The organism is Streptomyces sp. NPDC045287 (genome assembly GCF_056432325.1).
In genome coordinates this window covers 121,896-139,893 of sequence record NZ_JBWKJG010000001.1, presented here as the reverse complement: position 1 = coordinate 139,893, position 17,998 = coordinate 121,896, and the positions used below count along the sequence as shown (strand labels likewise).

18 protein-coding genes and 1 pseudogene are annotated in these 17,998 nt (G+C 74.0%); 8 read left to right on the top strand and 11 right to left on the bottom strand.

Annotated features, from left to right (window positions below; all coding sequences use genetic code 11):
- Window positions 1-86 precede the first annotated feature (86 nt).
- From AC07D6_RS00670 to AC07D6_RS00645, 6 genes and pseudogenes are all read right to left on the bottom strand, one after another.
- Entirely contained in the window at window positions 87-446 is a 360-nt protein-coding gene (locus AC07D6_RS00670; protein WP_479041534.1) for a hypothetical protein, read from the bottom strand.
- Window positions 447-629: 183 nt separating this feature from the next.
- Window positions 630-1,097, bottom strand: coding sequence for a PIN domain-containing protein (locus AC07D6_RS00665; protein WP_479040909.1), 468 nt, complete (start codon window positions 1,095-1,097; stop codon window positions 630-632).
- On the bottom strand, window positions 1,087-1,356 hold the full coding sequence (locus AC07D6_RS00660; protein ID WP_315876142.1) for a type II toxin-antitoxin system Phd/YefM family antitoxin: 270 nt from the start codon (window positions 1,354-1,356) through the stop codon (window positions 1,087-1,089). The genes AC07D6_RS00665 and AC07D6_RS00660 overlap by 11 nt, the downstream gene beginning before the upstream one ends.
- Window positions 1,357-1,936: 580 nt before the next feature.
- Window positions 1,937-2,551: a GNAT family N-acetyltransferase gene (locus AC07D6_RS00655; protein WP_479040906.1), complete on the bottom strand. Its 615-nt coding sequence runs from the start codon at window positions 2,549-2,551 to the stop codon at window positions 1,937-1,939.
- 23 nt (window positions 2,552-2,574) lie between these two features.
- Complete coding sequence (locus AC07D6_RS00650) at window positions 2,575-2,742, bottom strand: hypothetical protein (protein ID WP_479040904.1); 168 nt, start codon at window positions 2,740-2,742, stop codon at window positions 2,575-2,577.
- An 8-nt stretch (window positions 2,743-2,750) separates the two neighbouring features.
- Window positions 2,751-3,098: pseudogene (locus AC07D6_RS00645) on the bottom strand (GNAT family N-acetyltransferase); the annotation flags it as partial.
- 16 nt (window positions 3,099-3,114) lie between these two features.
- Between AC07D6_RS00645 and AC07D6_RS00640 the strand changes: the two are divergent.
- Both AC07D6_RS00640 and AC07D6_RS00635 read left to right on the top strand, forming a co-directional pair.
- Complete coding sequence (locus tag AC07D6_RS00640) at window positions 3,115-3,381, top strand: hypothetical protein (RefSeq protein WP_479040902.1); 267 nt, start codon at window positions 3,115-3,117, stop codon at window positions 3,379-3,381.
- The gene (locus AC07D6_RS00635; protein WP_479040900.1) at window positions 3,378-3,824 is read left to right on the top strand and encodes a hypothetical protein; all 447 of its coding nucleotides are present in this window, start codon (window positions 3,378-3,380) and stop codon (window positions 3,822-3,824) included. Before AC07D6_RS00640 ends, AC07D6_RS00635 begins: the two co-directional genes overlap by 4 nt.
- A gap of 410 nt (window positions 3,825-4,234) precedes the next feature.
- Here the strand turns inward: AC07D6_RS00635 and AC07D6_RS00630 are convergent, their stop codons facing one another.
- On the bottom strand, window positions 4,235-8,023 hold the full coding sequence (locus AC07D6_RS00630) for an ABC transporter ATP-binding protein (RefSeq protein WP_479040898.1): 3,789 nt from the start codon (window positions 8,021-8,023) through the stop codon (window positions 4,235-4,237).
- Window positions 8,024-8,552: 529 nt separating this feature from the next.
- On the opposite strand from AC07D6_RS00630, the gene AC07D6_RS00625 reads away from it, so the two are divergent.
- From AC07D6_RS00625 to AC07D6_RS00615, 3 genes are all read left to right on the top strand, one after another.
- Window positions 8,553-8,714 carry a hypothetical protein gene (locus AC07D6_RS00625; RefSeq protein WP_315876149.1) on the top strand — a complete coding sequence of 54 codons (162 nt, stop codon included), beginning with the start codon at window positions 8,553-8,555 and terminating at the stop codon, window positions 8,712-8,714.
- A 98-nt stretch (window positions 8,715-8,812) separates the two neighbouring features.
- Window positions 8,813-10,189: a glycosyltransferase gene (locus tag AC07D6_RS00620; protein WP_479040896.1), complete on the top strand. Its 1,377-nt coding sequence runs from the start codon at window positions 8,813-8,815 to the stop codon at window positions 10,187-10,189.
- Between the two features lie 642 nt (window positions 10,190-10,831).
- The gene (locus AC07D6_RS00615) at window positions 10,832-11,656 is read left to right on the top strand and encodes an endonuclease I family protein (RefSeq protein WP_479040894.1); all 825 of its coding nucleotides are present in this window, start codon (window positions 10,832-10,834) and stop codon (window positions 11,654-11,656) included.
- A 199-nt stretch (window positions 11,657-11,855) separates the two neighbouring features.
- Here the strand turns inward: AC07D6_RS00615 and AC07D6_RS00610 are convergent, their stop codons facing one another.
- Complete coding sequence (locus tag AC07D6_RS00610; RefSeq protein ID WP_479040892.1) at window positions 11,856-13,544, bottom strand: thiamine pyrophosphate-binding protein; 1,689 nt, start codon at window positions 13,542-13,544, stop codon at window positions 11,856-11,858.
- 265 nt (window positions 13,545-13,809) lie between these two features.
- A complete protein-coding gene (gene speB / locus AC07D6_RS00605) occupies window positions 13,810-14,787 on the bottom strand; it encodes an agmatinase (protein ID WP_479040890.1) in 978 nt (325 codons plus the stop codon).
- A gap of 132 nt (window positions 14,788-14,919) precedes the next feature.
- Here speB and AC07D6_RS00600 point away from each other — a divergent pair, with 132 nt between their 5' ends.
- From AC07D6_RS00600 to AC07D6_RS00590, 3 genes are all read left to right on the top strand, one after another.
- Window positions 14,920-16,437 carry a PucR family transcriptional regulator ligand-binding domain-containing protein gene (locus AC07D6_RS00600; RefSeq protein WP_479040888.1) on the top strand — a complete coding sequence of 506 codons (1,518 nt, stop codon included), beginning with the start codon at window positions 14,920-14,922 and terminating at the stop codon, window positions 16,435-16,437.
- Window positions 16,438-16,589: 152 nt separating this feature from the next.
- Window positions 16,590-16,832 (top strand): hypothetical protein, encoded by a 243-nt coding sequence (locus tag AC07D6_RS00595; RefSeq protein ID WP_479040886.1) that lies wholly within the window; start codon window positions 16,590-16,592, stop codon window positions 16,830-16,832.
- Between the two features lie 50 nt (window positions 16,833-16,882).
- The gene (locus AC07D6_RS00590) at window positions 16,883-17,182 is read left to right on the top strand and encodes a hypothetical protein (RefSeq protein ID WP_479040884.1); all 300 of its coding nucleotides are present in this window, start codon (window positions 16,883-16,885) and stop codon (window positions 17,180-17,182) included.
- 23 nt (window positions 17,183-17,205) lie between these two features.
- Here the strand turns inward: AC07D6_RS00590 and AC07D6_RS00585 are convergent, their stop codons facing one another.
- Both AC07D6_RS00585 and AC07D6_RS00580 read right to left on the bottom strand, forming a co-directional pair.
- Window positions 17,206-17,502, bottom strand: coding sequence for a hypothetical protein (locus AC07D6_RS00585; RefSeq protein ID WP_479040882.1), 297 nt, complete (start codon window positions 17,500-17,502; stop codon window positions 17,206-17,208).
- Window positions 17,499-17,801: a hypothetical protein gene (locus AC07D6_RS00580; protein WP_479040880.1), complete on the bottom strand. Its 303-nt coding sequence runs from the start codon at window positions 17,799-17,801 to the stop codon at window positions 17,499-17,501. The genes AC07D6_RS00585 and AC07D6_RS00580 overlap by 4 nt, the downstream gene beginning before the upstream one ends.
- Window positions 17,802-17,998 lie beyond the last annotated feature (197 nt).

Genomic DNA, 17,998 nt, shown 5'->3' with positions numbered 1-17,998 from the left:
TCCACTGGGTTCGTTGTGGTCGCGGTGAACCTAGCGGTGGGCGCGGGGCCGTGGCCAGCCCCCGGCCGGGTGTCCCTGATGTCCGGTCAGCAGAGGATCCAGCCGGTGGCGCCGCCCCGCCCGGCGACGGAACCGGTGGCGCGGACACAGCGGTTGAGGGCGTGGACGGTCACCGGGCCGGCCTGCCGGGCGAACCGGCCCGCGTCGACGATGGCCCGGCCGCCGCGCGGCTGGAGGGAGACGGACATGGCGCGGCGGGCGCCGGGGGCCTTGGCGACGGTGACGGCACAGGCGTACTGGCGGTTCTTGTAAACCCGCAGCTCGCCGGTGGCGAACCGGACGGTCTTGGCCAGCCGCCCGGAGCAGCCCGCGAGCCCGGCGGCCTGGGCGGCGCCCACCCCCGGCCCGGCCGCGCCGAGCACCCCGGCGGCCACGACGACGGCCACCGCCGTGGCGCCCCGCCCCCGCCACGCGCCCGTACCCCACCCGAACACCCGCCGCCCCCTCGCCTCGTCCCCATACACGCGTACGACGCGAAAAGCCCCGAAACGGTTGCCCCCTCCCCTGGCCATCCGGTCACACGGGACCACCACGGTGGTCCGTTGCGCCCACCGTCCTGGGCCCCGGCATCAGCCCTCGTGAGGTGCCTTCGGGCGGGTGACCGGTACGACGGTGAGGAGTTCGTCCAGCCCCTTGAAGTCGTCGGGGTTGGTGGTGAAGAGGGGGAGGTCCTCGGCCACGGCAATGGCGGCGATCATGAGGTCAGCCACCCGGCGACGCGGCTTGCGGCCCGCGCCGATCACCGCGGCGCAGATGCGGCCGTAGACACGGGCTGCTTCAGCGTCGAAGGGGATGGGGTCGAACTCGTTCTCGGCGCGTTGGAGAACGTCGAGCCTGCGGGCGCGTTCGGCGTGTTCGTCGTAGTCGCTCTGTTCGTCGTCGCGACGGACCTCGTGCGGGCCGGCGGACAGCTCGGCCAGGGTGATGGCGGTGATCGCCATCTCGTCCGGCAGTTCCTCGGGGGCCACCCACCGGCGCAGGATCATGATGTTGGTGTCGAGGAGCCCCTGCGCGTACGTCGAGCGGTCAGCGGGCATAGGGGTCGTCCAGATAGGTGTCGGCCGTGGCGTCCTGGTCGGCGCGGAACGTGCCGAGGTCGATGTCGGGAGCGGTCCTGGACATCGCGGCGAACTCCTGACGGGAGACGAACCGGCGGCGTCGCCGCAGGGGGACGAGTTGCCCGATCGGATGTCCGTCACGGGTGACGGTGAACGACTGGCCGCCCTGTATGGCGTCCATGATCTCTCGGGACCGGTTGCGCAGGTCCCGCTGGGTGATTTCGGGCTGAACGCTCATACCCCTCACGGTAGCACCGGGTGCTACCGGGTAGCACCCTACGTGGAAGGCTTGCGCCGACGGGCCTTCGGCCGCGGGCACAGCGGGCGAGCGGGCGGTCCGGCAGCCGTCGCGGGCGGTCTGAAGCCCCCGACACGCACGCGTGCCGCGCCGCTCGCGGAGGATCCGCGTCCTGTGCCCGCATGCCATCGGGCCGACGTACGGGTCCGGAGCAGGGTCGGACGACACGGCCCTGCCCCTCGCTCCGTGCGGCTCGACGCGCACGGGGTAGGGGGCAGGGCCTTGCTCCCTCAGCGCCCTTGCGAAGCGGACGCCACCGAGACCGGTGCGGTGTCCCCGTCGCGGGCCTCGTGCTCCGGCTCGCCCACGAAGGTGCGCCACAGTTCGGCGTACCGGCCGCCGCGGTCGGCGCACCGTGGAGCAGGCCATCGACGCACTCAGCGAGCACGGGCGCCGGCTCCTCGACGACCGGCACTTCACCGTTTCGCGCGCACGTGGCGCCGACGGGCCGGGCAGCCCGCCGCGCGTGAACTCGGCGGTGCCGGGGATCACCAGATGTGCGGTGAACCCGCCTCGGCGATCACCGGCTCCCCTCTCCCCCGCGGTCCGTGTCGGGCGGGACGGCGGCCGGCTGCCCTTCGGTGTCGATGTCCTCGATCGGCGTCCACTCGTGCTCCAGGATCGAGTACGTGATCGAGTCCCGCCACGCTCCGCGGACGAAGACGTGGTCGCGGATGCGGCCGTCCTCGGTCATGCCCGCCCGCAGGAGGGTCCGCCCGGACGCCTCGTTGAGCGGGGAACGGGCCGCCCAGATGCGGTGGAGGCCGAGCCTCCGGAAGCCGAGCGCGCACAGCAGGTGGGCGGTCTCCGTGCCGAGGCCCCTGCCCCACTCGGCCGGGTGCAGGGCGAACCCGATGGTGGCCGCCTGCTGTGGTTCGGTCGCCAGACGGGCGTAGCCGATCAGCCGGTGCTCGCCGCGCCGGGTGATGGCGAGGCAGTACTCGGTCCTCGGGGTGTCCGCGGCGGAGGCGATGGACCGGTCGACGATCGCCTGGACCTGCTCGGGAGTACGGGGTTCGAAGCTGAGGTGCCGGGTGGCCTCGGGGTCGCCGTAGACGGCCAGGAGGGCGTCGGTGTCCCCGGGTTCGACTTCGCGCAGGGCCAGGCGGGGGCCGGCCATCTGGACTGGGGTCATGGGCGCGGAGCCTACCGGCGGCCTCATCGGACCGGGACGGAGGTCGGGGTGGCGGTGAAGGCTTCGATCTCCTCACGGAGACCGGCCGCGGCCCCGCCGCTGCGTCGCCCGTCGGTGCGCAGCGCGGCGTGGACGCGCCGGGCGCTGCTCGTGGTGCCGAAGTTCCGCCGCTCGGCGGGGAGGTCGAGCACGGGGCGTCGGAGGAAATGACCGAGGACCACGTGCCGAACCGCTGATCGGCGCCGTACGCCTCGAACCGCTCCACTTCGATGAACCCCAGCTTCGCCGCGAGGTGCGTCAAGCGGGCGTTGGCGGTCTGGGTGGCGAGCACCACTGGATCGCTGGGAAATGCGCCGGTGACCCAGTCGAGTGCCGTGGCGCACGCCTCGGCGGCGTATCCGCGTCCCCACGCCCGCGGCAGGAACAGGCAGCCGAACTCGGCCTCCCCGGCAGCCTGACGGGGGTGTCCCGTGGGTTGGGGCCGTCCGGCGCACCCCTGCACTTCGGAGTCGGTTCTCCGGGAAAGGCAGGACACGCCGCACAGTGCATGACATACTTTAAGTATGGCAACCCGGAAGATCACCATCACCGTGCCGGAAGAGCTGGTGGAGTCGATCAAGGAGCGCGTCGACGCACGCGGTGTGTCCGGCTACATCGCGGCCGCCGCCGCCCATCAGGACGCCATGGACCGACTGCGCGAGTTGGCCGAACGTCTCGAAGAAGAGCACGGCGCCGTGACGGACGACGAGCAGCAGGCGGCGCTGGACCGCATCGCCTCCATCGACGGTTGGCACGACAAGCAGCGACCGGGTTCGGACGAGGCCGCGTGAGCCGCACCGCCCGGGCGAAGCCGCACCGGCCGCGACGGCGCGTCTTCGTGTTCGACTCCGAGGCTCTCTCCAAAGCGGTCCAGGGCGACCGGGAGATGGCCGCGCTGATCAAGACGGCTCCGCGGCTGGACATCCCGATCGTCACCTCGGCGCTGGCGACCTTGGAGGCGTGGGACCCCCGTGAAGCGTCCAGGCAGGCACTGTGGAACTGGACGCTGTCCCGGATCCGCGTCGTGCACACGGACGACCAGGTGATCGCCATGGCGCGCGACATGCTGAAGGCGGCCGGCCTGCACGGGCACAAGTACGCCATCGACGCCGTTCTGGCGGCTGTGGCCGGGCGGGAAGCCGCGCAGGGCGCCCAGGCGACCGTCTTCACCTCCGACACCGACGACATGGATCAACTCCTCGCGGGCCGCTCCGTGCGAGTCGAGAAGGTCTGACGGGACGCCGGTACCTGACTCCGGACGCCGGCCGCTCGTCGGCTCCCCTGCGGGGACCAGGGACGGGCACTGGCTTCCGCAGCCGACATCGACGGCGCCGGGCAAGGGCGGCGCCAGACGGTCGTGGGCGGGGGGCCGGCGTCGGGGAGCGGGCCCTGTGGCACCTGCCCGGGCGGACTTGCGGAGCGGATGCCACCGGAACCGGGACCGAGGCCGGGGACGGAACCGAGCCCGGCCCGGGACCAGGAGGACCGGAACCAGGGCTCAGGACCGGGCCCGGGGCCAGGCCCGGGGTCAGACCGGGTCCAGCCCCATGCCTGGGACCAGAACCGGGACCGGAACCAGGGCCCGGGCCGAGGCCCGGGCCCCGTGCGGCCCGACGCGCACGGTAGGGGCAGGGCCTTGCTCCCTCAGCGCCCTTGCGAAGCGGACGCCACCGAGACCGGTGCGGTGTCCCCGTCGCGGGCCTCGTGCTCCGGCTCGCCCACGAAGGTGCGCCACAGTTCGGCGTACCGGCCGCCGCGGGCCAGGAGTTCCTCGTGGGTGCCGTCCTCGACGGCCCGGCCGTGGTCCATGACCACCACGCGGTCCGCGCGGGCTGCCGTGGTGAGGCGGTGGGCGACGACCAGGGTGGTGCGGCGGCCCGCCAGGCTCTCGGTGGCGGCGTTGACCTGGGCCTCCGTCGCCAGGTCCAGCGCCGCCGTCGCCTCGTCGAGCAGCAGCACGTCCGGGTCGACCAGTTCGGCGCGCGCCAGGGCGATGAGCTGGCGCTGGCCCGCCGACAGGTTGCGCCCGCGCTCGGCGACCTCGTGGAGGTACCCGCCGTCCAGCGTGGCGATCATGTCGTGCGCGCCGACCGCCCGCGCCGCGGCCTCCACCTCGGCGTCGGTCGCGTCGGGCCGCCCGTAGGCGATGGCGTCCCGCACGGTGCCGGGGAACAGGTACGCCTCCTGCGGGACGACGCCGAGGCGGTGCCGGTACGCGGTGAGGTCCAGCTCCCGCAGGTCGGTGCCGTCGACGGTGACCCGTCCGGACGTCGGGTCGTAGAACCGCGCGACCAGCTTCACCAGCGTCGACTTGCCCGCGCCGGTCTCCCCGACGAACGCGACGGTCTCCCCGGGCGGGATGCGCAGGGAGACGCCGCTCAGCGCCTCCTCGCCGTCGCCGTACGCGAACGACACGTCCTCGAAGGCGATGTCGCCCTTCAGGGACCGCACCGGCCGCGGGTCGGCGGCGGGGGGCGTGGACGTCGGTTCGCGCAGCAGCTCCTGCATGCGGCCGAGCGACACGGACGCCTGCTGGTAGCCGTCGAAGACCTGCGAGAGCTGCTGCACGGGCGCGAAGAACAGGTCGATGTACAGCAGGTACGCGACGAGGGCGCCCGGGGTCAGCGTGCCCGCGTCGACGCGGCCCGCGCCGACGACGAGCACCGCCGCCGCGGCCAGCGACGACAGGAGCTGCACGAAGGGGAAGTACACGGAGATCAGCCACTGGCCGCGCACCCGCGCCCCGCGGTACTCCAGGCTGCGCGCCACGAACCGGGCGCCGCCCGACCGCTCGCGGCGGAACGCCTGCACGATCCGCAGTCCGGCCACGCTCTCCTGGAGGTCGGCGTTGACGACGCCGATCCGCTCGCGCGCCAGCTCGTACGCCTTGACGCTGGCGCGCCGGAAGAAGAACGTCCCGACGACCAGCAACGGCAGCGTCGCGAAGACGACCAGCGCCAGCTCCACGTCGATGACGACGAGCGCCACCATGATGCCGAAGAAGGTCACCACGGAGACGAAGGCGGTGACGAGGCCGGTCTGGAGGAACGTGGACAGGGCGTCCACGTCGGTCGTCATCCGGGTCATGATCCGCCCGGTCAGCTCGCGCTCGTAGTAGTCGAGGCCGAGCCGCTGGAGCTGGGAGAAGATCTTCAGGCGGAGCGCGTACAGCACCCGCTCGCCGGTCCGCCCGGTCATGCGGATCTCGCCGACCTGGGCCGCCCACTGCGCGACGACGGTCAGCAGCGCCAGTCCGGACGCGGCCCACACCGCGCCGAGCGCCAACTGGGTGACGCCCTCGTCGATGCCGTGCCGGATCAGTACGGGCAGCAGCAGGCCCATCCCGGCGTCGACGGCGACGAGCAGGAGGCTGACCAGCAGCGGCGCCCCGAAGCCGCGCAGCAGGCGGCGCAGCCCGTACGACTCCTCGGGCTGCACGGCGCGGGCCTCGTCGACGTCCGGGGTGTCGGTCGCCGGGGGGAGCGCCTCGACCTGGGCGAGCAGCTCGGGCGTGGCACCGGGTGCCGTGTCCGGGCCGGGTGCGGCGGCCTCGCGGTCCCAGAGGGCGGGCGTGATGCCGCGCTCGGCGTCGAACTCGGCGTCCAGTTCGTCGCGGACCGTGTGGTCGTCCCCGTCGGGGGCGCCGGCCGGGGAGGCGTGGCCGGGAGAGACGCCGCCCAGCTCGTCGGGGTCGGTGAGCAGCCGCCGGTACAGGGCGGAGCGCTCCTGGAGCTCCTCGTGGGTGCCGATGTCGGAGAGGCGCCCGCCGTCGAGGACGGCGATGCGGTCCGCGAGGTTGAGGGTGGAGCGGCGGTGGGCGATGAGGAGGGTGGTCCGCCCGGCCATGACGGTGCGCAGCGCCTCGTGGATCTCGTGTTCCACGCGCGCGTCGACGGCGGAGGTGGCGTCGTCGAGGAGGAGCAGCCGGGGGTCGGTGAGGATGGCCCGGGCGAGGGCGATGCGCTGGCGCTGCCCGCCGGAGAGGGTGAGCCCGTGCTCGCCGACGGTCGTGTCGTACCCCTCGGGCAGGTCGGTGATGAACCCGTGGGCGCGGGCGGCGCGGGCGGCGGCCTCGACCTCTTCCGGCGTGGCGTCGGGCCGTCCGTAGGCGATGTTGGCGCGGACCGTGTCGGAGAAGAGGAAGCTGTCCTCCGGTACGAGGCCGATGGCGGCGCGCAGCGACTGGAGGGTGAGGTCCCGCACGTCGTGGCCGCCGACGCGGACGGTGCCGCCGGTCGCGTCGTAGAAGCGGGGCAGGAGGAGCGAGACGGTGGACTTGCCGCTGCCGGACGCGCCGACGACGGCGACGGTCTCGCCGGGCCGGACGGTGAGGGAGAAGCCGTCGAGGACGGGGGGCCCGTCGTCGCCGTAGGAGAAGGAGACGTCGTCGAACTCGATGCCGGCGGGGGCGTCGGCGGGCAGCTCCCGGGCGCCGTCCTTCAGGGAGGGCTCGGTGTCGATCAGCTCCAGGACGCGCTCGACGCCGGCGCGGGCCTGCTGGCCGACGGTGAGGACCATGGCGAGCATCCGCACGGGGCCGACGAGCTGGGCGAGGTACGTGGAGAAGGCGACGAACGTGCCGAGGGTGATCTCCCCGCGGGTGGCGAGCCATCCGCCGAGCGCCAGCATGGCGACCTGGCCGAGCGCGGGCACGGACTGGAGGGCGGGGGTGTAGCGGGCGTTCAGCCGGATGGTGCGCAGGCGGGCGGCGAACAGCTTCCGGCCGGCGGTGCGGAGCTTGCCGGTCTCCTGGTCCTCCTGCCCGAAGCCCTTGACGACCCGCACCCCGGTGACGGCCCCGTCGACGACCCCGGCGACGTGCCCGGCCTGCGCCTGGGCGTACCAGGTGGCGGGGTGGAGGCGGGTGCGGCTGCGCTTGGCGATGAACCAGAGGGCGGGGGCGACGGCGAGGACGACGAGGGTGAGCGGCGGGGAGAGCCACGCCATGATGCCCAGGGAGATGAAGAAGAGCAGGAAGTTCCCCAGGGTCATGGGGAGCATGAACAGGAGTCCCTGGATCAGCTGGAGGTCGCTGGTGGCCCGCCCGACGACCTGCCCGGTGGACAGCTCGTCCTGCCGCCTGCCGTCGAGCCGGGTGATCGTCCCGTACATCTCGGTCCGCAGGTCGTGCTGGACGTCGAGGGCGAGGCGACCGCCGTAGTAGCGGCGGACGTACGCCAGCGCGTACACGGCGACGGCCGCGGCGACGAGGACCCCGACCCACAGGCCGAGGGAGCCGGTGCCGGCCCCGATCACGTCATCGATGACGATCTTCGTGATGAGCGGTACGAGCGCCATGAGCGCCATGCCGCCCAGCGACGAGCCGAGCGCGAGCACCACGTCCAACCGGTGCCGCCAGGCGTAGCCCCACAGCCGCCGGGCCCACCCCGGCTCCGCCGCGCGCGCCTGTTGTTCCCCCGTCGCCGACACCACGTTCCCGCCTCCTGCTTTCCGCTGCTCTGCCGGAAGGGACCAACAGGGGGCGCTCCGATTTTCATCCCGGAGGCGCCGGGACGAGCACAAGATCGTCCTTTCGGCCTAGGACTCGTCCCCAGCGCGTCAAGCCCACCTCAGGAGCGTTGCGGGGGCGACGGCCGCCCGGCGGGCCAGGCGGTCCCGTCGTACCGGGTGGGCCCGTCGTACCGGGCGGTCCCGGACGGTGTCCGAGTACGACCGGCACGGGCCGCTCGACGCGCCACCACTTCGCGATCCACCACACGATCCACCACGCGAGACCACTTCGGCGACGGGCCCCGTCGGGCGCGCGGCCGGGAACGCGGTCCGGTCGACCGGCGGGATCCGCGGGGTGGCGGGCGGAGCGGCCTCGGCGCGGGCGTCCCTCCGGGGCGGCGGCCGGTTCGTGCACCGCTTCCGGGTCGGAGTGGATGCACCACCGAAGCGATCTTTGACGCTAATGTCCGCCTTGTCCGATACGGCATCAACCGGATCTACAGGAGGCGAGATGGCATACGGTTCGATCATGGCTCCCGGCGGCACGCTGGCGGCCACGGGACTGGCCACGGGGCAGGTGTGGCTCCTGGCGGCGAGCGTCGCCGCGGTCCTGCTCGGCGTGGTGGCGGTACGGCTGGGGTTCCGGCAGGGCAGAGGGCCGGTCGAACGGTGACGTCCACCGACAGCGGCCGAACCGCTGCCCCTGCGCCGCGCGGGCGAGCCGCCTCCGGGGCGGCACCACAGGACCGGCCACCGGCGCGGTGGCCCGGTGTGCGGCCGATTCCGCGGGCCTGGCCCGTCTCCTCCACCGCCCTGACCCTGCTGGGCGCGCTGCCGGTGACCGCGTTCCTGGCCTGGGGCACCGCCCACGCGTTCTCCGCGGTCACCTCGTTGACCGGAGGGGACTCGGGCGGCATGGCGCTGCCCTGGCTGGTGTCGTTCCTGCTTCTGTGGTGGGTGCCGCTCTCCTGGCTGGAGCGGCCCCGCACGGTGCCCCCCGGCGCACAGGCCGGTCTCGACGCGCTGAAGGTCACCGTGCAGGTCCCGGTCTACAACGAGGACCCCCACGCGGTGCGCGCCTGCCTGCACTCGGTCCTGGCGCAGTCCCGCCCCGTCGACCGGATCCGCGTGGTGGACGACGGCTCCGTGCACGACGACGGCACCCCCATGACGTACGACGACGTCCGGGCCGAGCTGTACGAGCGCGCCGCGGCGCAGGGCGTCGAGGTGACGTGGGACCGCACCCCCAACCGGGGCAAGCGCTACGCGCAGATGCACGTCCTCGCCCACGACGACGCCGACGTCTTCGTCACGCTCGACAGCGACTCCGTCCTCGACGCCGACGCCGTCGCCGAGGGCCTCAAGCCGTTCGCCGACCCGAAGGTCACCTCCGTCGCCGGACACGTCCTCGTGCTCAACCACGACACCACCGTCCTCACCCGGATGATCAACCTGCTCTACCTGCCCTTCACCCGGGGGCTGCGCAGCGCCCAGTCCGTACTGGGCCGCGTCACGATCAACTCGGGCACGCTCGCCTTCTACCGGGCGCACATCGTCCGGGACGCGGCCGGAGCGTACGAGAACGAGACGTTCCGCGGCCGGCCCATGCAGATGAACGACGACTCGATGCTGACGTTCTACGGGCTCCTCGCCGGCGACACCGTGCACCAGCCCTCGTCCCTGGTGTTCACCCTCGCCCCGGAGCAGTGGAGCCACTACCTGCGCCAGCAGTTGCGCTGGATGCGCGGCACGACCGTGCGCCACCTGTGGTGGCTGCGCTACATGCCCATGAACGGCATCGTGTTCTGGACCACGGTCGCCGAGTACCTCCACATCGTCCTCGGCTTCGCGATCCCCGTCGTCCTGCTCGCCGACCCGGAGCTGCGCACCCACCTCGACACGATCCTGACGTACGGCGCCGTCATCGGCGTCGCCATGAGCTACCTCATGGCGCTGCGCCTGTTCACCGTGGCCCGCACCGACATGCGCCGGCGGCAGGCCCTCCTCCTCTTCGCGCTCGCCCCCCTCGCGACGGCCTGGCGCGCGCTCGTCCTCCGCCTGGTGTACCTCTACGCCATGGCCACCTGCCACCGCATCAACCGCTGGGGCACCCGGGAGCGCGTGGAGGTCGGGCTCGCCCCGTCCTGAGGGGCCGGCACCGACGGGGATCTCGAAGACCGCGGACCGGAGGACCCGGTCGTCCGGTGTTCGGGGCTTCCGCCGTCCGGGCCGTCCCCGTTCGGCGGCTCCCTCCGAGCACCGGGGAGGAGCGGAACGACTCCGACCCGGAGTCCGGCCCGAGCACCGGGGAGGAGCGGAACGACTCCGCCCCGGAGTCCGGCCCGGCCCGCGTCGAGGTCCGGGCCGCTCCCACCGCCGCCGGGCCGGGGGACGCGGGAGGAGCGCTCGACCTCGGGGCGGACCCGGACGCCGGCGGCCCGTCCGCCGAACGCCGGCCCGGGCTCCTGACGGACCCGGGCCGGCCCACCCCCGGCGCCGGCACTCCGGTGACGCGCCGGGCCGCCCGTCGACACCACGCCGGCCGGGTGCCTCCGCCGCCCCGTACGACGGCAGCACCCGCTTCCGCCGTACGCGCCGCCCCGGGGCCCCGGGGCCCCGGCACGGAACCGTTTCGGTCATATCGCCACGTCCATGACAACGACACAGGACCGACCCGTTCCGTTCACGCGCCGGTGACCGCGGACGTGGCACTCTCCCCTTGCCGCAGCGGTCAACTCGCGTAGACCGCGGAAACGTTCCCCCGTGTCCCCGCCTCGGGAAAGGACTCCCATGCCGTCATCCCCGGCCGCCTCCGCTCGCCGCTGGAGGCTCCCCGTCCTGGCCGCCGCCGCCCTGCTCGTCGGGGTGGCCGTACCGGGGGCCGCCGCCGCTCCGGCGCCCGAGGCGGGCACCGCCGCCGTCACCGCGTACGACGACACGTACTACGCGAGCGCCGCCGGCAAGACCGGGACGAGCCTCAAGAGCGCCCTGCACTCCATCATCCGCAACCAGACCAAGATCTCGTACTCCGCGGTCTGGACGGCCCTGAAGGAGACCGACGAGGACCCCGCCAACAGCGCCAACGTCCGGCTCCTCTACAGCGGCACCTCCCGCAGCAAGGCCCTCAACGGCGGCGACGTCGGCGACTGGAACCGGGAGCACGTGTGGGCCCAGTCCCACGGCGACTTCGGCACGTCCGCCGGGCCCGGCACCGACCTGCACCACCTGCGCCCCGCCGACGTGCAGGTCAACAGCATCCGCGGCAACAAGGACTTCGACCTGGGCGGCAGCGCGGTCAGCGGCGCGCCCGGCAGCTACACCGACTCCAACTCCTTCGAGCCGCGCAACGCCGACAAGGGCGACGTGGCGCGCATGATCCTCTACATGGCCGTCCGCTACGAGGGCACCGACGGCTGGCCCGACCTGGAGCCCAACGACGCCGTCACCAACGGCACCGTCCCGTTCCACGGCCGCCTCTCCGTGCTGAAGCAGTGGAACGAGCAGGACCCGCCGGACGCGTTCGAGCGGAACCGCAACGAGCTGATCTACAGCGCGTACCAGCACAACCGGAACCCGTTCATCGACCACCCGGAGTGGGTCGAGGCCATCTGGTGACCGGACGCTGAGGCCCGGTCAGCCCTCCGCGCGGGTCGGCCGGCGCCCTGCGCGGGTCGGCCGGCGCCCTCCGCGCGGGACGGCCAGCGCCCTGCGCAGGTCGGTCAACCCCCGTGTGGGTCAGACCCCCGCGCGGCCCGGTCCGTCCCCCGCGCGCCTGTCAGTCCCCGCGTGGGCCGGCCGGTCCCCGCGCGACCGGTCAGCCCTCCACGTGCGTCGGCGCGAACATGCGGAGGACCGCCGGGAGCACCACCACCGAGGGGCCGGGCGACTCCAGGGCCTCCCGCAGGTCGCCCTCCAACCCCTCGGGCGTCGTCCGCCTCGCCGGTACGCCGAACGACTCGGCCAGGGCCACGAAGTCGGGGCGCGCCAGCTCCGTGCCCGTGGCCCTGCCGTACGTCTCCGTCATGTACGCGCGCAGGATGCCGTAGCCGCCGTCGTCGACGATCAGCCAGGTCACCGGCAGGTCGTGCTGGCGGGCCGTGGCGAGCTCCGCGATCGAGTACAGGGCGCCGCCGTCGCCGGAGACCGCCAGGACCGGGCGGCTCCGGTCGGCCACCGCGGCGCCGAGGGCGGCCGGGTAGGCGTAGCCGAGGCCGCCCGCGCCCTGCGCGGAGTGCATCGTGCCGGGGCGCCGGGCGTCGAACGCCGACCACGCCCAGTACGCCAGGACCGTCATGTCCCAGAAGCTCGGCGACCCGTCCGGCAGCGCCGCGCGCACCGATGCGAGGAGCCGCCGCTCCAGGGTGAGGCCCTGCGCGTCGATCCGCTCCCGGACCGCCGCCAGTACCTCCCGTACGCGCTCCGGAGCCGCCGGGTCGTGGCGTTCCGGGACCGTCTCCAGCAGCGCCGACAGGGCGAGCCGGGCGTCCGCGTGGATGCCGAGCGCCGGGTGGTTGGACTCCAGTTTCCCGAGGTCCGCCTCGATCTGCACGATCCGCCCGCGCGGCCGGAACGTGTGGTAGTTCGACGACAGCTCGCCCAGCCCGGAGCCGACGACGAGCAGGACGTCCGCGTCCTCCAGGAAGTCCGTCGTGTGCCGGTCCTCCAGCCACGACTGGAGCGACAGCGGGTGCTCCCACGGGAAGGCGCCCTTGCCGCCGAAGGTCGTCACGACCGGCGCGGACAGGCGCTCGGCCAGCGCCCGCAGCTTGCCGGACGCGTCCGCCCGCACGACCCCGCCGCCCGCGACGATCGCCGGGCGCTCGGCCCGCGACAGCCAGTGCGCCGCGAGCGCGGTCAGCTCCGGCCGGGGGACGAGCTCGTGCGGCATCGCGTCCGGCGCCGTCACGACGGGCAGGTCCGTCGGGGCGCCCAGTACGTCGGCGGGGATCTCCACCCACACGGGCCCGTGCGGGGCGGTGAGCGCCGACTCCCAGGCCGCGGTGATCGCGGAGGGGATCTGGGAGGCCGTGCGCACCGGGTGCACGGACTTGACGACGTCGCGGAACGACGCCTGCTGGTCGCGCAGTTCGTGCAGGTAGCCGTGGCGTCCGCCGCCCAGGCCCCGGACCGGGACCTGCGCGCCGATGGCGACGACGGGCGCCGAGGCCGCGGCGGCCTCCTGGAGGGCGGGCAGGGCGGTCAGCGCGCCGGGCCCGGCGGACAGCAGCAGCGGCGCGGCCTCGCCGGTGGTCCGGCCGTACGCGTCGGCGGCGAAGCCCGCGTTGTTCTCGACGCGCAGCCCCACGTACTCCAGGTCCGAGCGGCCGAGCGCGTCGAACAGGCCGAGCGCGTGCTGCCCGGGCACCCCGAACACGGTCGTGGCGCCGAGGCCCCGCAGGGTCTCGATCACCAGGTCGCCGCCGGTGCGCCCCGGCGGGGGGTTCAGGGCGGCTTCCGTCTGCGCGGCGGTGGGGCGCAGGACGAGGTCGTGGTCGTGGGTCATGCGGGGGGCCTCCAGGGGGCGGTGCGGCGGCGCCGGATCCCGTACGGGGTGTCCGTCCCGTAGAGGGCTTCCGCCACGTAGGGGACTTCTGCCCCGTGCGGGGCTTCCATCCCGTACGGGTTTTCCGCGTCCCGTAGGGGACTTCCATCCCCTACGGGTTCTCCATCCCCTACGGGTTCTCCATCCCGTACGGGACTTCCGGCCCCTACGGGGTTTCCGGCGCCGCGTGGAGGCTAACGCGCCTCCGCCGGGCTCGCGGGGGCGGTCACGCCCCGGCGGAGCGGGCCGCCGCGATCTGCCGGGACATGATCGTCGTCAGCTCGTACGCCGTGTGGGAGGCCGCGACCGAGGTGATCTCGGCGTGGTCGTACGCCGGGGCGACCTCGACCACGTCGGCGGAGACCAGGTTGCAGGAGGCCAGGCCGCGCAGGATCTCCAGCAGCTCGCGGGAGGTCATGCCGCCCGCCTCGGGCGTGCCGGTGCCGGGGGCGTGGGCCGGGTCGAGGCAGTCGATGTCGATGGAGATGTACAGCGGGCGGTCGCCGATGCGCTGGCGGAGCTGGTCGGCGACCTCGTCGGCGCCGCGGCGGTACACGTCCGCCGAGGTGACGATGCCGAAGCCCATCTTCTCGTCGTCCGTCAGGTCCTGCTTGCCGTACAGCGGGCCGCGGGTGCCGACGTGGGAGAGCGCCTCGGTGTCGAGGATGCCCTCCTCGACGGCCCGGCGGAACGGCGTGCCGTGGGTGTACTCGGCGCCGAAGTAGGTGTCCCACGTGTCGAGGTGGGCGTCGAAGTGGAGCAGGGCGACCGGGCCGTGCTTCTTGGCGACCGAGCGGAGCAGCGGCAGGGCGATCGTGTGGTCGCCGCCCAGCGTCATCAGGCGGGCGCCGGTGGCCAGCAGGTCGTCGGCGGCGGTCTCGACGGTCTCCACGGCCTCGTTGATGTTGAACGGGTTGACGGCGATGTCGCCGCCGTCCGCGACCTGCGCGAGGGCGAACGGCGAGGCGTCCTGCGCCGGGTTGTACGGGCGCAGGAGGCGCGACGCCTCGCGGATCGCGTTGCCGCCGAAGCGGGCGCCGGGCCGGTAGGAGACGCCCGAGTCGAAGGGGACGCCGACGACGGCGACGTCGGCCGTGCCGACCTCGTCGAGGCGCGGCAGCCGGGCGAACGTCGCCGGGCCGGCGTAGCGCGGGACGCGGGAGGAGTCGATGGGGCCGCGGGGCGTGCCGCTGGTGCTGCTCATGTGGGGTGCCTTCTTTCCTGCGCTCGCGCCGTACGTCACACGGCGTCCATGGAGTCGACGGTACGGGCGCCACCGAAGTCGTAGAAGTGTACGTTTCTTCCATTCGGGGGTGTCGAAATGGAGGGAAGGTCCATGGAGGAGCCGCTGGTGCCGTTCGCCCCGCCGGTGCGGCTGGCCGCGCTGCTGGCCCGGGAGGAGCTGGGGCTGCGGCTGGTCGCCGGCGATCCCGGTACGGAGCTGCACTGGGTGCACACCTCCGAGATGGCCGACCCGTACCCGTACCTGCTGGGCGGGGAGCTGCTGCTCACGGCGGGCGTGCAGTTGGCGGACCCGGAGCGGTTCGTGGCGCGGGCCGCCGAGGCGGGCGCGGCGGCGCTGGGCTTCGGGGTGACGCCGGTGTACGACACGGTGCCCGGGGCGCTGGCGGAGGCGTGCGCGCGGCACGGGCTGCCGCTGGTGGAGGTGGAGCCGGGCACGACGTTCGCGGCGGTCGCCCGGGCGGTGTGGAGGCTGATGGCGGACGCGCGGCTGCACGAGCTGCGGCGGGTGACGGACGCGCAACGGGCGCTGGCCACGGCCGCCGCGCGCCCCGGCCCCGTACCGGCGGTGCTGCGGGTGCTGGCCGCGCGGCTGGGTGGGCGGGCCGCGCTGTACGCGCCGGACGGCACCGAGTACGCGGCGGCGGGCCGGGAGCTCGCGCCCGGGGAGGCGGCGGCGCTGGGCCGGCTGGTCGCGGTGGTCGCCCGGGAGGAGCGGCGCCCGTCGTCGGCGGCGGACACGGTGGGGGGCTCCGGCGCGGCGGGCGGCACGGGTGCTCCGGGCGGCTCCGGCGCGGCGGGCGGCACGGGTGCGCCGGGCGGCTCCGGTGCGGCGGGCGGCACGTCCGGCGCCCCCGGCGTACGGCTCGCCGCGTACAGCCTGGGCACCGGGCGGGAGGGGCTGACGCTCGGCCTGGCCCCGGCGCGGCACGGGGAGGCCGACCAGCGGATCGCCGAGACCGCGATGGTGCTGCTGTCCCTGCTGACCGCGCCCCACCAGGGCGCCGACGAGGCCGTACGGTCGGCCGCGCTGGTCCGGCTGCTGCTGGGCGCCCGCCCGGAGGAGGTGGCGCCGCTGCTGGGCGAGGCGCCCTGGACGGTGGTCCACGCGCGCGGGGGCGACGGGCAGGCCCCGCCGGCGCTGGGCACCCCGCTCGTGGACGCCGGGGAGGGCACCGTACGGGCGCTGCTCCCGGCCGGGCGGGACGTGGCGCCGCAGCCGGGGTGGACGCTCGGGGTGAGCGCCCCGGCCGGGCCCGGGGAGCTGGCGGCGGCCGACGCGCAGGCCGGCCGCGCCCTGCGCCGCGCCGAGGCCGCGCACACGGGCCTGGTCCGGCACCGCTCGGGCGGCCTGGACGCCCTGGTGGATCCGGCCGAGGCGGACGCCCACGCCCGCGCCCTGCTGGGCCCGCTGCTGGAGCGCCCCGCGCTGGTGGAGACCCTGCGGGTGTGGCTGTCCCTGCACGGCGGCTGGGACCGCACGGCGACCGCGCTGGGCGTGCACCGCAACACGGTCCGCCAGCGCATCGCCCGCTGCGCGGCCCTGCTGGACGTGGACCTGGAGGACGCCCAGACCCGGATGGAACTGTGGTTCGCGCTGCGACGTCTGTGAGGCGGGTCCCGGGGCGGGGCAGAAGCCGTTGGAAGAACGGACCTTGGTCGTGAGTGATCACGCGCCGTGTGAGGCGGTGGACCGGCGAATGGCCGGTGGGCCCGGCGGGAGCCGTTGCTGCCGCAAGGCGTCAAGCCGGGCCGTCCACCAATGTGGACGCGACGGCATCCGACAGACGGCATACGGCGGCGGTCCGGGTCCACAACCGGCAGGATCTCGGTTCCGAGAGTGGCCGGCCGCCCGGGTTCGACAAGACCGGTTACCGCGAGCACCAAGCGGTCGAGCGCGGGTTCAGCCGCCTCAAGCGCCACCGGGCCGTGGCGACTCGATGCGACAAGCTCGCCGTGCGCTACGAAGCGACCGTGTTGATCGCAGCCATCAGCGAGTGGGTCTGACCTCTGTCAACGGTTCGGCGGCACCAGCTATCGAGCGCTAACGTGCCCTTATGGGCATCAGCGTTCAGGTTCGGACATTCACCGGCACGGTCGAAGCCACGTGCGCGCATCCTTCCGTCTCCGCCCTGTGTGAACGGGCGACGAGCCAGAACCTGCCCCTGCTCGGATGCGTCGATCCCTACGACGACACCGTGTTCAATCAGTCGCAGCTCAGGGTCCTGATCCCGGAACTCCGGACCTTGGCGGAAGGCGCAGCCGCCGAAGAAGCCGAGGCGGTGCACGAGATCCTCGCCCTGGCTGCTCACGTTGACCGTAAGGCCCACCGGTACCTCGTCTTCAACGGCGACTGACGACGTCACTTCCACCACAGGCGCTAGCCGGTTCGGAACGCCAGCCGGGCGCCCCGGCTCCGCGCGACGCGGTGCACGTCGCGCAGGGACTCCGCCATGCGGGCGACGGCGTAGCGCAGTTGCTCGGGGGTGGCCCGGTGGTCGCCCAGCAGGTCGTCGACGTGGCTGAGCAGGTCGTCGGCCATGTCGAGCTGCACGCTCTCGACCTCGTCGGCCATGCGGGAGACGTACCCCTCACCGTCCCCGATGAGGTAGCAGGGCTTCCCCTCGGACCCGGTCCACGGGAGCAGGCGGACGTACTCCGCGGTGGGGCCGCTCACGCCGCCGCCTCCGTTCCGCGGGCGACGCACGGACCGAGGTCGACACCGTGCACGGCGAACCGGAGAACACGGTGGCGGGTCTCCGCCCGGCGGCGCTCGTGGGCGACGAGGTACGGGCGGACGAGAGGGCTGTCCTCGCCCCGGAAGCACGGCCGCTGCGGGAGGGCGGGCGGGGCCGGGGCCGCCGCCGGGCGGCACTCGGGTTCACGGCCGGAGCGCGGCGGCCGGTGCCGTCCGTGCGGCGGGGGCCACAGGAGCCGCAGCAGCGGGTCGAGCAGGTGGGCGATACAGTGCAACACGTCGTCAACTCCTGGTCAGTTGATGGCCACGCCCCCGGACCGTTCACGTCGGTCGCGGGGGTCCTGTGCGTGGAGCGGCGCCGAGACGGCCGCCCGGAACTCCGCTCCGTAGCGATTCACTCACAGCGTGAGACCGGTCGGGCTACGCTGACCAGGGGGTTCGGTGTGACCGCGCATTCGTCGCAAGGGAGTTGACG

What these genes read in the sequence shown, in the direction of transcription:
- AC07D6_RS00665 (WP_479040909.1), bottom strand. Translation starts at nt 1,097, where the DNA reads ATGCCCGCTGACCGCTCGACGTACGCGCAGGGGCTCCTCGACACCAAC.
- AC07D6_RS00660 (WP_315876142.1), bottom strand. Translation starts at nt 1,356, where the DNA reads ATGAGCGTTCAGCCCGAAATCACCCAGCGGGACCTGCGCAACCGGTCC.
- AC07D6_RS00655 (WP_479040906.1), bottom strand. Translation starts at nt 2,551, where the DNA reads ATGACCCCAGTCCAGATGGCCGGCCCCCGCCTGGCCCTGCGCGAAGTC.
- AC07D6_RS00640 (WP_479040902.1), top strand. Translation starts at nt 3,115, where the DNA reads ATGGCAACCCGGAAGATCACCATCACCGTGCCGGAAGAGCTGGTGGAG.
- AC07D6_RS00625 (WP_315876149.1), top strand. Translation starts at nt 8,553, where the DNA reads ATGGCATACGGTTCGATCATGGCTCCCGGCGGCACGCTGGCGGCCACG.
- AC07D6_RS00615 (WP_479040894.1), top strand. Translation starts at nt 10,832, where the DNA reads ATGCCGTCATCCCCGGCCGCCTCCGCTCGCCGCTGGAGGCTCCCCGTC.
- AC07D6_RS00610 (WP_479040892.1), bottom strand. Translation starts at nt 13,544, where the DNA reads ATGACCCACGACCACGACCTCGTCCTGCGCCCCACCGCCGCGCAGACG.
- speB (WP_479040890.1), bottom strand. Translation starts at nt 14,787, where the DNA reads ATGAGCAGCACCAGCGGCACGCCCCGCGGCCCCATCGACTCCTCCCGC.
- AC07D6_RS00600 (WP_479040888.1), top strand. Translation starts at nt 14,920, where the DNA reads ATGGAGGAGCCGCTGGTGCCGTTCGCCCCGCCGGTGCGGCTGGCCGCG.
- AC07D6_RS00590 (WP_479040884.1), top strand. Translation starts at nt 16,883, where the DNA reads ATGGGCATCAGCGTTCAGGTTCGGACATTCACCGGCACGGTCGAAGCC.